Annotated in this window: 11 protein-coding genes and 1 tRNA gene; 4 read left to right on the forward strand and 8 right to left on the reverse strand. The window is 71.5% G+C overall.

Annotation, left to right across the window (positions count from 1 at the left end; translation table 11 throughout):
• Positions 1-74 precede the first annotated feature (74 nt).
• Genes PYR91_RS09625 through PYR91_RS09650 form a run of 6 tightly spaced genes read right to left on the reverse strand, consistent with a single transcriptional unit; the run spans position 75 to position 6,829 of the window.
• Entirely contained in the window at positions 75-1,487 is a 1,413-nt protein-coding gene (locus PYR91_RS09625) for a serine/threonine-protein kinase (protein WP_279779079.1), read from the reverse strand.
• Positions 1,484-2,932: a penicillin-binding protein 2 gene (locus tag PYR91_RS09630; RefSeq protein WP_279779081.1), complete on the reverse strand. Its 1,449-nt coding sequence runs from the start codon at positions 2,930-2,932 to the stop codon at positions 1,484-1,486. Before PYR91_RS09630 ends, PYR91_RS09625 begins: the two co-directional genes overlap by 4 nt.
• Positions 2,929-4,278 carry an FtsW/RodA/SpoVE family cell cycle protein gene (locus tag PYR91_RS09635; RefSeq protein ID WP_279779250.1) on the reverse strand — a complete coding sequence of 450 codons (1,350 nt, stop codon included), beginning with the start codon at positions 4,276-4,278 and terminating at the stop codon, positions 2,929-2,931. The genes PYR91_RS09630 and PYR91_RS09635 overlap by 4 nt, the downstream gene beginning before the upstream one ends.
• A gap of 30 nt (positions 4,279-4,308) precedes the next feature.
• A complete protein-coding gene (locus tag PYR91_RS09640; protein ID WP_279779083.1) occupies positions 4,309-5,607 on the reverse strand; it encodes a Stp1/IreP family PP2C-type Ser/Thr phosphatase in 1,299 nt (432 codons plus the stop codon).
• A complete protein-coding gene (locus tag PYR91_RS09645; RefSeq protein WP_279779085.1) occupies positions 5,604-6,071 on the reverse strand; it encodes an FHA domain-containing protein in 468 nt (155 codons plus the stop codon). Before PYR91_RS09645 ends, PYR91_RS09640 begins: the two co-directional genes overlap by 4 nt.
• Before the next feature lie 17 nt (positions 6,072-6,088).
• On the reverse strand, positions 6,089-6,829 hold the full coding sequence (locus tag PYR91_RS09650; RefSeq protein ID WP_279779086.1) for a DUF3662 and FHA domain-containing protein: 741 nt from the start codon (positions 6,827-6,829) through the stop codon (positions 6,089-6,091).
• Between the two features lie 92 nt (positions 6,830-6,921).
• Here PYR91_RS09650 and PYR91_RS09655 point away from each other — a divergent pair.
• A tRNA-Leu gene (locus tag PYR91_RS09655) sits at positions 6,922-7,004 on the forward strand.
• A 288-nt stretch (positions 7,005-7,292) separates the two neighbouring features.
• On the opposite strand, the gene PYR91_RS09660 is transcribed toward PYR91_RS09655, so the two are convergent.
• Together PYR91_RS09660 and PYR91_RS09665 are read right to left on the reverse strand one after the other, a co-directional pair.
• Positions 7,293-8,342, reverse strand: a complete 1,050-nt coding sequence (locus tag PYR91_RS09660) for a hemolysin family protein (protein WP_279779087.1) — start codon at positions 8,340-8,342, stop codon at positions 7,293-7,295.
• Positions 8,339-9,703, reverse strand: coding sequence for a hemolysin family protein (locus PYR91_RS09665; RefSeq protein WP_279779090.1), 1,365 nt, complete (start codon positions 9,701-9,703; stop codon positions 8,339-8,341). The genes PYR91_RS09660 and PYR91_RS09665 overlap by 4 nt, the downstream gene beginning before the upstream one ends.
• 275 nt (positions 9,704-9,978) lie before the next feature.
• Here PYR91_RS09665 and PYR91_RS09670 point away from each other — a divergent pair, with 275 nt between their 5' ends.
• From PYR91_RS09670 to PYR91_RS09680, 3 genes are all read left to right on the forward strand, one after another.
• On the forward strand, positions 9,979-11,319 hold the full coding sequence (locus PYR91_RS09670) for an LCP family protein (RefSeq protein WP_279779092.1): 1,341 nt from the start codon (positions 9,979-9,981) through the stop codon (positions 11,317-11,319).
• 56 nt (positions 11,320-11,375) lie between these two features.
• The gene (locus tag PYR91_RS09675; protein WP_279779093.1) at positions 11,376-12,254 is read left to right on the forward strand and encodes a DNA-formamidopyrimidine glycosylase family protein; all 879 of its coding nucleotides are present in this window, start codon (positions 11,376-11,378) and stop codon (positions 12,252-12,254) included.
• Between the two features lie 112 nt (positions 12,255-12,366).
• Complete coding sequence (locus tag PYR91_RS09680; protein ID WP_279779094.1) at positions 12,367-12,699, forward strand: rhodanese-like domain-containing protein; 333 nt, start codon at positions 12,367-12,369, stop codon at positions 12,697-12,699.
• The last annotated feature ends 92 nt before the right edge of the window (positions 12,700-12,791 follow it).

A 12,791-nucleotide genomic window follows, 5' to 3' on the forward strand; every position in this document is an offset into this window, starting at 1 on the left:
CTGTCCCTTGCCGTTCATCTTGGGTACCGGCCCGCGGTGCGGCTGCCGGTGTCCATCATCGACCCCGCACCGCATTACGTCTCCCCGTTCGGGGGGATTGTGGCGCTTGCGGATGAGGTGGGGCTAGGCGTCTCACTCGGCGTGGGGGTCGGTGTGGGCGTCGGAGTCGGGGTTGGGGTGGGAGACGGAGTTGGCTTCGGCGTCCGTCGCCGGGTGGGTGTCGCCGACGTGTTCACCGTAGCCGAACGTGACACGTTCGGCTTGACAGGCTTCACCGGTTTCGGTGTAACCGACGTGCCTGATCTGCGTGAGGAGGACGGCGACTGGCTGGGGTCGGCGACCGCGGGGTCGGCGGGAGAGCTGGGCCCGCCGTCCACGCCGAACTGGGGAAGGCCCCCGGCCGCCAGCAGACCGAAGCCGACCGCCGCGGCGCAGCCCGCGGCGGCCACGAGCCCGATGGCCCTGCCCCGGCGGCGGCGCGCGGGCGGCCGGGGAGCCGGAGGCCGGGAAGCCGGGGGCCCGGCCGTGCGGGTGGGCGGGGAGGGCGGCGCCGGGACGGCGGAGGTCTCGTAGAGATCGCCGTACGGGTCGGTCGCGCGGTCGCGCGCCTCGCGCACGGCGAAACCGCCGGGGTTCGTGAGCGTGCTCAGATGCGACTCGTCGGGGGTGGAGAGCGAGTCGCGCAGCACCATGGCGCGGTCGGCCAGCTCACGCGCGGTGGCGGGCCGGTGCTCTGGGCTCTTGGAGAGCATGGCCATGATGAGGGCGCGCACGGGCTCCGGCACGCCGGGGGGCAGCGGCGGCGGCTGCTCGTTCAGGTGCATCAGGGCGATGGCCACCTGGTTGTCCGCGGTGAACGGCGGACGCCCCGCCAGCGACTCGTAGGCCACGACGCCGAGGGAGTAGATGTCGGTGGACGGGGTCAGGAGGCTGCCGGACGCCTGCTCGGGGCTGACGTACTGCGCCGTGCCCAGCACGGTGCCCGTCATGGTCATGCGGGCGCCCTCCAGCGCCCTGGCGATGCCGAAGTCGGTGACCTTGATCACTCCGGCCTCGGTGACCAGCAGGTTGCCCGGCTTGATGTCGCGGTGGATGATCCCGGACCGATGGGCCGTGTTCAGGGCCCGGGCGGTCTGGCCGATCATGTCGAGGGCGACCTCGGCGCTCAGTGTGCCGTTGCGGGCGAGGATCGCCGACAGCGCCTCACCCGACACCAGCTCCATCACCAGGTAGGCGATCTCGTCCTGCTCGCCGTAGTCGAAGACCTGGGCGATGTGGGGGTCGGCCAGCCCCGCGGTGATGCGGGCCTCGTTGCGGAAGCGCTCGCGGAACTCCGGGGACGCGGCGACGTGCTGGCGCAGCACCTTCACCGCGACCTCGCGGGCCAGCAGCTGGTCGGTGGCGCGCCAGACCTCGCCCATGCCGCCCGCGGCGATGCGGCGGGTGAGCCGGTAGCGATCGCTCAGCACCCGGTCAGCGGCCGTCACTGATCAAGCACCGCCTGCATGACGTCACGGGCGATGGGCGCGGCCACCGCGCCGCCGGTGGCGTCGTTGCCGGCGCTGCCGGACTCGACGAACACCGCGACGGCGACCTTGGGGTCGTCGGCCGGAGCGTAGGAGATGAACCAGGCGTGCGAGGCGGCGCCCTTCTCGGTCTCCGCGGTGCCGGTCTTGCCGGCCACGGTGACGCCGGGGATCTTCGCGGCCCCGCCCGTGCCGGTCTCGACCACGCTGATCATCATCTGCTCGAGCTCGTCGGCGATCTCGGGGGAGACGGCCTCGTCGAGCTCCCGGGGCCGCGCGGCGGCGATCTCGTCGCCGTCGGGGCTGATGACCTTGTTGACGAGGTACGGCCGCATCACCGTGCCCTGGTTGGCCACGCCCGCGGCCACCATGGCCATCTGCAGCGGGGTCATCTGGTTGCTGCGCTGGCCGATCGAGGTCTGCGCGAGCGCGGCCTTGCCCTCGTCGCGCCCGAGGCTGCTCGCGGTGACCTCCAGCGGGATGGCGAGCGGCTTGCCGATGCCGAACTTGGCCGCCTGCTCGCTGAGCCGGTCGTAACCCATCTCCAGGGCCATGGAGCCGAACGCCGTGTTGCACGAGATCGTCAGCGCGTCGATGAGCGTGGTGCGGCCGCCGCACGACTCGCCGTGGTAGTTGCGCAGCGTGATGTTGGTGCCCGGCAGCGGGAGCTGGTCGGGGGCGTCGACGGTGGTGTTGACGTCACGCGAGTCGTCGTCGCTGAGATAGGCGGCCGTGGTGACCACCTTGAACGTCGAGCCGGGGGCGTACGTCTTGTTGATCGCCCGGTTGATCAGCGGCTCGTTGTCGTTGGCGTCGAGCTTGTTGTACGCCGCCGCGGCCTTGGCCTTGTCGGGGACGGCGATGAGGTTGGGGTCGTAGCTCGGCACCGACACCATGGTCTGGATCGCGCCGGTCTTGGGGTCCATCGCGACCACGGCGCCGCGCTTGCCGCTGCGCTGCATGCCGCGGTAGGCGGCCTCCTGGGCCTTGGGCACCAGAGTGAGGTCGACGGCCGCGCCGAGCGGCGGCTTGCCGGTGACGAGGTCGACCGTGCGGCGCACGAAGAGGTCGGGGTGGCTGCCGTCGAGGTACTGGTTCTCGGTGCCCTCGATGCCCTGCGCGCTCTCGGGCGCGAAGAAGCCGATGACGGGCGCGTAGATCGGCCCGTCGGCGTACTTGCGCTGGAACCGGAACGTGCCGCCGACGTCGACCGACCGCGCCAGCGTCTCGCCGCCCGCGGTGATCTGGCCGCGCTCGTTCTGGTAGCGGGCGTAGAAACTGCGGTTGTTACGGCTGTCGGTGCGCAGCTCGTCGGCCTTGACCGCCTGCAGGAAGTTGATGTTGAGCATCAGCAGGCCGAACATCAGCAGGCAGGCCACCGAGGCTCGCTTGAGAGTTCCGTTCATCGCTGAAACACCTGGGTCAGCCCCTCGTCCTGGATCGCCTGCGGCGGTGGCCGTCGGGCGGCGTCTGACATGCGTACCAGCAGGGCGATAAGCATCCAGTTAGCGAGCAGGGCGGAACCGCCCTGCGACATGAACGGCGTGACCAGGCCCGTCAGCGGGATCAGGTTGGTGACGCCGCCCACGATGATGAAGACCTGCCACGCCAGGATGAACGCCAGACCGCCCGCCAGCAGCTTGCTGAACGGGTCGCGGGAGGCGAGGCCCGTGCGCAGGCCGCGCTCGACGATCAGCGCGTAGACCATCAGCAGCGCCATCAGGCCGGTGAGCCCGAGCTCCTCGCCCATGGCCGCGAAGATGAAGTCGGAGAACGACAGCGGGATGAGGTCGGGATGCCCCTGCCCGAGCCCGGTGCCGAGGATGCCGCCGGACCCCATGCCGAACAGGCCCTGCATGAGCTGGAAGCTGCCGCCGAACGCGCGGTCGTAGAGCTCGGGGTCGCCGGGGTTGAGATACACGGCGAAGCGGTCGCCCACGTGGTCGAAGAGCTGCCCGGCGACGAACGCGCCGCCGAGGAACAGCAGCACGCCGATCAGGACCCACGAGGTGCGCTGGGTGGAGATGTACAGCATCGCGACGAACGCGCCGAACAGCAGCAGCGAGGTGCCGAGGTCCTTCTCGAGGATCAGGACGCCGACGCTGACGATCCAGGTGATGAGCACCGGGCCGAGGTCGCGGGCGCGCGGCAGGTCGATGAGGAGCAGGCGCCGGCCGGCGAGCGCCAGCACGTCGCGCTTGGCGACCAGGTAGCCGGCGAAGAACACGACCAGGGCCAGCTTGGCGAACTCGCCCGGCTGGATGGAGAACCCGCCGACGCCGACCCAGATGCGGGCGCCGTTGATCTCCTTGCCTATGAAGGGCACCAGAGGGAGGACCAGCAGCCCGAGGCCGATGAAGCCGGCGGTGTAGGTCATGCGCTGCAGCGCGCGGTGGTCGCGCAGCACGATCAGCGTGACCGAGAACATCACGACGCCGACGGCCGTCCAGAACAGCTGCGTGCTGGCGGAGGCGAGCTTGGGCGCCTCCAGCTCGATGCGGTAGATCATCACCAGGCCGAGGCCGTTGACCAGCGTCACCAGGGGGAGCAGCAGGGGGTCGGCCCAGGGGGCGAACCTCGCCAGCACCAGGTAGGCGGCGAGCACCAGCCCGCCGAGGCCGAGGCCGTAGGTGAGCATGCCCGCGGGCACCGTGCCGTCCCGGCCCAGCCCGACGTTGGCATAGGCGACCATGACGATGGCGACGGCGGAGGCGAGCAGCACGAGCTGCGCCCCTCGCCTCTTCGCGGTCATGGGGACGGCGTCGGCGGCGTCGGCGCTCACCTAGGAGGACCTCGACGCGCTGGGGGACGCCGACGCGGTCGGCTGGGTCACCTGTTGGTCGCCGCCGGATTTGGCCTTCAAGTCGTCGATCTTGCTACGCCCTGCCTGGAGATCTGCGACGGGGATGCCGCGCCGCACCTGGTCGCGCTCGGGCTCGGGGATGGAGGACACCGAGAGGCCCGTGGCCTGCGCGACGGAGTTCAGTTGGATCGGTCCGAGGGATGTGTCCACCCCGCGGAACAAGACTAGCTCGTCACCCTGGGCGCCGACGTAGTACTGGCTCTGCGTCCAGTTGTAGCCGAAGTAGCCGCCGCCCCCGAGGACCGCCGCGATCAGCACGATCGCGGTGATCGCCACCGGCCAGAGGCGGCGGCGCCTGACACGCCGCGGGGCGGCCGCGGCGCTCGCCGCCGGGCCGCCCGCGGGCTCGTCGTCCAGGTCGTCGTCCACGATCACGGGCTGGGGAGCGGTGATCGTGGACGCGCGCCCTGCCGGCGTGTCGGGAGGTTGGGATCGCAGGCGGTTGGAGCCGGCGGCGCCGACGACCGCCGCGTCGCCCGCGACGACCTGGCCGTCCTCGATCTCGACGACGTCCGCCACGATGCAGGTGATGTTGTCGGGGCCGCCACCGCGGTTCGCCAGGTCGATGAGCTGGCGGACGACGGAGTCGGGCTCGTCGACGGTGGTGAGGGTGTGGTGGAGGGTCTCCGCGCTCACCACGCTGGACAGGCCGTCGGAGCACAGCAGGTAGCGGTCGTTGACCTGGGCCTCGCGCAACGACAGGTCGGGGTCGACCTCGCCGCTGCCGTCGAGGGCCCGAAGCAGGATCGATCGCTGGGGGTGGCTCGCGGCCTCCTCCTGCGTGATCCTTCCGTCGTCGACCAGCGACTGCACCAGGGTGTGATCGTGGGTGATCTGGTACAGCTCGCCGTTGCGGAGGAGGTAGGCGCGGGAGTCGCCCACGTGGACCAGCGCGACCCGGGTGCCCGACCACAGCATGGCGGTGAGGGTGGTGCCCATGCCCTTCAGGCTGGGATCACGGCCGACCATCTCGTGCAGCTTGCGGTTGGCGTCGCGTACCGCGGCCTCGATGGCGCTGAGCAGGTCAGCCCCGGACGCGTCCCGGTCGAGGGACGACATGGCGGTGATGGCGACCGAGCTGGCCACCTCACCGTGAGCGTGCCCGCCCATGCCGTCTGCGACGGCGAGCAGGCGCGGGCTCGCGTACGCCGAGTCCTCGTTCCCTTCGCGGAGGAGGCCGACGTCCGAGCGGGCGGCGTAGCGGAGTGCGATTGTCATTTGCGCAATTCGATGACGGTTTTGCCGATGCGAACGGGAACGCCGATGTGCACCGGAGTCGGGCGGGTGACTTTGGAGCGGTCGAGATACGTGCCGTTGGTCGAGCCGAGGTCTTCCACGATCCACTGACCGTCCTGGGGGAACAGCCGGGCGTGCCGGCTGGAAGCGTAATCGTCGCTGAGGACCAGCGTGGCGTCATTCGCCCGACCGATAGTGATTGGCGTCTCCGTGAGGTTGATGATGGTTCCTTGCAGGGGACCACCGGTAACGACCAGCTGGCGGGGCTCCCCCTTCTTCGGCTTGGCTGTTGGGCGTGCTGGTTTGGGTGCTTTGCGCGGGGCCACCGGGGCGGTCGTGCGCGATCCGAACAAGTCTGTCCGGATCACACCGACCGCGGCAATCACAAAGAACCACAGCACCGCAAGGAACGCGAGCCGGATCAGCAGCAGTGTGAGCTCGGACATGGACCGTCTGTCTACCCTTAATCGCGCCGGAACACCAGGGTCGTGCGCCCGAGCGTGACCCGGGTGCCATCCTGGAGTTCCACCCGGCGAACCGGCTGGCCGTTGACGAATGTGCCGTTGGTCGAACCAAGATCGACGAGGGCGACGTCGTGCCCCTCGACCCTCAGCTCGGCGTGGTGCCGCGAGACCCCGGGATCCACCAGCCGCAGATCGCAGTCGGTGCCCCGCCCGAGGAGCGTCACGGGGGTCGTGAGCTCGTACGAGCGCTGCCCCTGCGGGTCGTCCTGGGTGGACACCAGCAGTCGCGGCCGGCCGCCGAACGCGCTCGGCCTCGCGGCCGGGAGGTCGCTCACCGGCTGACGGATCTCGTCCTGCTCCACCGTCGCGCCCCGGATGACTCCCGAGCGGATGCGGAACAGCCCGACCGCCAGGTCGTCGGCGGTCTCGAAGCGAACCCGGACGGGTCCCACGAAGGAGTACCCCTGCTCCTTGGCGTACTCCCTGGCGAGGTTGGCGAGCTCGTGGCTGATGCTGTCGGCGTACACCTCCAGCCGCTCGCTGTCGGTCGTGGACAGCTCGACCACGAAGTCGTTCGGCACAAGGGTGCGCCCCTGCGCCACGATCGCGGCCCGCTCGTCCATCTCCCGCTGCACCGCGCTGGCGACCTCGACCGGCTGAAGGTCAGATTTGAACGCCCGCGCGAAGGCGCCCTCAACCAAACCCTCGAGCCTGCGCTCGAAGCGCTGCAGGACTCCCACCGGGTACCTCCCTTCCTCCATCGTCTAGGAGGATCGTATCCGGGTTCGTGGGCATGCACGGATCCGTGCTAGCCTTTCCACGCACTCAAAGAGGGCGAGTGGCGGAACGGCAGACGCGCACGGTTCAGGTCCGTGTGTCCGAAAGGACGTGAGGGTTCAAATCCCTCCTCGCCCACACCGAACCCGGCTGGCCGAAGCTGAAGCTTCGTCCCGTCGGGCTTTTTGATTTGGCCCCAGGGCGACCCTGGAACCCCCCGAGTGGCCTGGCAGGTCGAAGCGTAACGTCTTCCCGTCAGCTTGGCATCGGCCAGGAGACGAGTCCCTGGAATCTTCGAAGATCCTGTGGACGCGATCCCGCCGCGGGCGCCGGTCCAGGGGGGTCGCCCCTGGGAAGCCGAAGGCCCCGGCGGTCGGAGAAAGATCTCTTCCCGCCGGGGCCTTTGTACTCAGCCGGGCTTTCAGTTCACTTGCCGGGGGCTTGAACCACCGCGGGTGTGCGGGTGTTGAGCAGCTCGCCGATGAGGTCGGTGAGGCTCACCAGGCCGCCCACCCGGCCCTGGTCGTCGGTGATCAGCCCGAGGTGGGCGCGAGACTGCTGGAGCAGCGCCACGGCCTGCGGGATCGTCGTGGACGACGGCAGCCGCGGCGCCTCGCTCACGAGCTGCTCGGGCGCCGCCTCCGGGTGCAGGAGCACGTCGCGCACGTGCAGCACGCCGAGCACGTCCTCCGGCGAGCCGCTGTTGACCAGCAGGCGCAGGTGGCCGCCCCGCGCGGCCGCCTGCCGCACCGCGGCCGCCGAGGAGCCCGCCGGGACCCCGGCGGCCTCGGCGATCGGCACCATCAGGCGCTCGACGGACTGCGACTGCAGCCGCAGTGCTCCGGTGAGCAGGTCGTGCTCGTCGCGGTCGAGCAGGCCCATGCGCGCCGACTCGCCGACCAGCATCGCGAGCTGGGGCGGCGTGCGCGCGGTGGCCAGCTCGTCCCTCGGGCGCACGCCGAAGGCGCGAAGCAGAGCGTTGGTGATGCCGTTGAGCACCGCCAGCAGCGGCCGGACGACCCAGGTGAAGCCGCGGAACGGAAGCGCCAGCCCCATCGCGGCGCGCTCGGGATGGGTGAGCGCCCACGACTTGGGCGCCATCTCGCCGATGACCATGTGCAGGAACGTGACGATCGCCAGTGCGATGACGTAGGCGATGGCCAGCCGCATGGACTCCGGCACGCCGACGAGCCCGAAGAGCGGTTCGAGCAGGTGCTCGATCGCGGGCTCGGTCACCATGGCCAGGCCGAGGGAGCACAGCGTGATGCCGAGCTGCGCCCCGGCCAGCATGAGCGAGAGCTGGCGCGCGTTGCGCACGGCCGCGCGCGCGGCGGCCTTCTCCAGGGCCCCGCCACCGGTGGCGGCCTCCTCCAGCCGGTGCCGGCTGGAGGACACCACGGCGAACTCGGCGGCGACGAAGAGCCCGTTGCCGATCAGCAGCAGCACGCTCAGCAGCAGCGCGGTCGTGGTGCTCATCGGGCCTCACCCCGCGTGCCCGCCGGGTCGGCGACGCGGGGCGCCAGGCGCACCCGCTGGGGGATCCTTCGCTCGACCGCGAGGACGGTGAGCACCGCCAGGTGGCGCCGGGACCTTTCCGGGTCCAGCAGGTCGAGGTCGGGCTCCATGGTGACGGCGACCTCGTCGCCCGCTTCGGCGATGCGGCCGAGGCGGGCCATGATCAGGCCGGAGACCGTCTCGTAGTCCTCGCTCTCGGGCAGCCGGAGCCCCGTGGCCCGCTCGACCTCGTCCAGCCGCAGGGCGCCGGGAAGCTCCCAGGCGCCGTGGCTGCGCCTGACCGCCTCGGCCGGCTCGGGGTCGTTCTCGTCGGCCAACTCGCCGACCAGCTCCTCGGCAAGGTCCTCCATCGTGACGACGCCCGCGAGGCCGCCGTACTCGTCGATGACGCACGACAGCTCGCCGTCGGTCGCGCGCATCCGCTCCCGCAGGGCGGGCAGCGGCAGCGTCGCGGGCACCAGGAGGGGCGCGACGGTGATGCGGTCGAGCCCCACGTCGTCCCCCTCGGCGCGCAGCAGCTCGCGAAGGCCGGTCGTCCCTACGACGTCGCCGTCGGGGCCGAGCACGGGGTAGCGCGAGTGGCCGGACGCCTTGACCGCGTCGAGCAGGTCGGCGGCGGTGCCGCCGGCGCGCAGCGACACGACGCGGGGCCGGGGCACCATGACGTCCTCGGCGATGCGGTCGCCGAACTCCAGGGCCCGCTCCAGCAGGTCGGACAGCGGCTCCGACAGCCGGCCCGCGGCCTCGGAGTCGGCGATGATCCGCGCCAGCTCCTCGGGGGTGGCGCCGTGCTCGATCTCCTCGACCGGCTCGACGCCGAACAGGCGGAGCAGGCGGGTGGCCGAGGTGTCGAACAGCCGGATCACCGGCCCGGCGACGGCGAGGTAGAGCAGCGTCGACCTCGCGAGCCGCTTGGCGACCTGCTCGGGCCGCGCGATGCCGAGGTTCTTGGGGGCCAGCTCGCCGAACACCATCTGGATGACGGTCGCGACGACCAGGCCCAGCGCCACCGCGATGCCGGGCACCGCGCCGGCGGGGACGCCCGCGCCGGTGAGGCCCGGGGTGAGCAGGGGCGTGAGCGCGGGGCCGGTGACGAAGCCGACCAGCAGCGTCGTCACGGTGATGCCGAGCTGCGCGCCCGAGAGCATGAAGGAGAGCCTGCCGGTGACCTTGAGGGCCCGCTCGGCGGCGGCGTCCCCCGCGGCGGCCTGCTGCCGGAGCACGGCACGGTCGGCGGCGACGAACGCGAACTCCTGGGCGACGAAGTAGCCGGTCGCCAGGGTGAGAAGTAGTACGGCCGGGAGGCCGAGAATGGTGCTCACAGGGACGCCATCCCCTGTTGAATCGAACCCGTGCTGACGCACGGGCAGGTACTCCACGGGTCCGGAGCGGACACGACTGTCCTTTCACTAGGGGTCGTCGTCAACGGTAACGGTCCGGTGGTTGCCAATGTTTCCCGGGACTGCGCATTGGTGACTTAGTGTGACTCTACGTACTTTTACATGAGAAAACCTTGGTGACGAAGCTTCGCGGGCAGGGGGCCGTGGCGTTAGCTTCGAAGCACAGCGGCTACAGCCACAGGACGGGGAAAGACGACGTGGGCGACAGGCCTGGACATCGGGAGACGCCGGACGACGCCGGGCGGCGCGAGGGGCCGACCCGTGCCCTGCGGCGTCCCGGAGGTGAAGGGGCCTACAACCCCTCCGCGGGCCGCGGCGACGAGGCCTACTCCGCCGGTCAGCCCGCCTACCGCGTCCCCCCGCCCGCCGGTGGGGGCGGGCGCGGGCGCGGCGACGACGCGGCGGGCGGTGCGACGACGCGGCACGCGCCGCCCGGCGAGGCCTCCCAGCTCGGCGCCGAGGACGGTTCGGGGCGCGGCGGCAGGTCGCGCGTGTACGGCAAGCCCAGGCCGGGCAGCTCGCCGGTGCGGCCGCTGGGGGGCCCCGAGAAGGAGCGACGCCCCCGCGAGCCCAAGAGGCGCGACCCGCGCCGCACCGGCCGCATCGCGCTCCGCGCGCTCGCGGTCCTGGTCGTGCTGCTGGTGGTCCTCGGCCTCGGCGGCTTCTTCTGGATCGACTCCCGGCTCCAGGCCGTCGACTCGCTCACCGACTACGAAGGCCGCCCGGCCGCCACCCCCGGGCAGGACTGGCTTCTGGTCGGCTCCGACAGCCGGGCCGGGCTGACCGCCGCCCAGCGCAGGAAACTGGCGACCGGCCGGGCGCCCGGCAAGCGCACCGACACCATGATGCTGCTGCACGTGCCCGACGGCGACGGCAAGCCGACCCTGGTCAGCCTGCCCCGTGACTCCTACGTGCCCATCCCCGGCCACGGCAGCGACAGGCTCAACGCCGCGTACTCCTTCGGCGGGCCCAAGCTGCTCGCCCGGACGGTGGAGAAGGTCACCGGCATCCGCCTCGACCACTACATGGAGATCGGGTTCGGCGGTTTCGTCGGCATCGTGGACGCCGTCGGCGGCGTGAACATCTGCGTCAAGGCTCCCATCAAGGACCCGAAGGCCGGCATCAACCTGAAGAAGGGCTGCCAGGACATGGACGGCGGCACCGCGCTCGGCTACGTGCGCACCCGCGCCACCGGCAGCCTGCCCGACTTCGACCGCACCCAGCGCCAGCGTCAGTTCTTCTCCGCCGTGGTGAAGAAGGCGGCGGCCCCCGGCGTGCTGGCCAACCCGTTCCGGTCGATCCCCCTGGCGATGAGCGCCACCGACTCGGTCGCCGTCGACCCGGACACCGGCGCCTTCGACATGCTCGGGCTGGGCCTGGCGATGGGCGGCGACCCGGTCACCACGGCGGTGCCCGTCGGCTCGCTTCCCACCATCAACGGCGCGTCCGTCGTCAAGTGGGACACCCAGCGCGCCCTGCGCCTGTTCAACGCGCTGGCCGAGGACAAGCCGGTGCCCAAGGACGTCCTGTCCAGGTGAGCGACGCCCCGGCCGCGACGCGGCCGGGGGTCCTGGCCTGCGGCTAGTGTGTTGGCATGCCCGAGCTTCCCGAAGTGGAGTCGCTCGCCGAGTTCCTGCGCGAGCGGGCCGTAGGCCACCCCGTCGCGGGCGTCGACGTGGTGGCCTTCCAGGCGCTGAAGACCGTCGACCCGCCGGTGTCCTCGCTCGGCGGCCTGGAGGTCACCGGGGTGACCAGGCACGGCAAGTTCCTCGACCTCGACTGCGACGGCCTCCACCTGGTCATGCACCTGGCCCGCGGCGGCTGGCTGCGCTGGCGCGACGACCTTTCGGGCGCGAAGCCGGTGCGCCCCGGCAAGGGGCCGCTGGCGGTGCGGGTGCGGCTGGCGCCCGGCGACGACGGCCGCGCGCCGGGCTTCGAGCTGACCGAGGCCGGAACGCAGAAGCGCCTCGCCGTGTACGTCGTCCGCGACCCGCTGGAGGTGCCGGGCGTCGCGGGCCTCGGCCCCGATCCGCTGACGCCGGAGTTCACCGCCGACACGCTCAGGGGCATCCTGAGCGGCAGCCGCACCCAGATCAAGGGCCTGCTGCGCGACCAGAAGGTGATCGCCGGTATCGGCAACGCCTACTCCGACGAGGTGCTGCACGCGGCGAGGATGTCCCCGTTCAAGATCGCCGGCTCGCTGGGCGACGAGGCGGTCGACGAGCTGTACGAGGCGATCGTCACCACGCTGCGCACGGCCGTGGAGCGCTCGCGCGGCATGGCGGCCAAAGACCTGAAGAGCGAGAAGAGGTCGGGCCTGCGGGTGCACGGGCGCGCGGGGCAGCCGTGCGAGGTCTGCGGCGACACGGTCAGGGAGGTGTCGTTCGCCGACTCCTCCCTGCAGTACTGCCCCACCTGCCAGACCGGCGGCAAGCCGCTCGCCGACCGCCGGCTGTCCCGCCTGCTCAAGTAGGCGCGGCCCTCCTGCAGGGAAAAGGGGAGCCGCACCGCGAAACCCCGAAAGTACACTCCGTTATCATCGATAACCGTCTGTTAGCGGGCGGAAGGCGGGCGGAGCGGGGACAATGGACGGTATGAACGTCCCAGAGATCGAGGCCAAGGCCGTGCCGGACGACGTCTACCTGCTCGACGTGCGCGAGCCCGACGAGTGGCAGGCCGGCCACGCGCCCACGGCCGTCCACATACCGCTCGGCATGCTCCAGCAACGCGTCGACGAGGTGCCGGCGGGCGTGCCGATCTACGTCGTGTGCCGGGTCGGCGGGCGGTCGGCCAACGCCACCGCGTGGCTCAACCACGTCGGGCGCCAGGCGATCAACGTGGGCGGCGGCATGCGCTCATGGGCCGAGGCCGGCCGTCCGATGGTCACCGACACCGGGGGGCAGCCCTTCGTCGCCTAGCCGCCCGCCCCGGGCGGGCCGGTGAGGCGGCCCGCGGGGCCGGGCGCGGGCCGCCTCGGGAGATCACGGGTCCGCCGCCGGGCGTGGCTGGT

This window comes from Sphaerisporangium sp. TRM90804, assembly GCF_029846175.1.
GTDB lineage: Bacteria > Actinomycetota > Actinomycetes > Streptosporangiales > Streptosporangiaceae > Sphaerisporangium.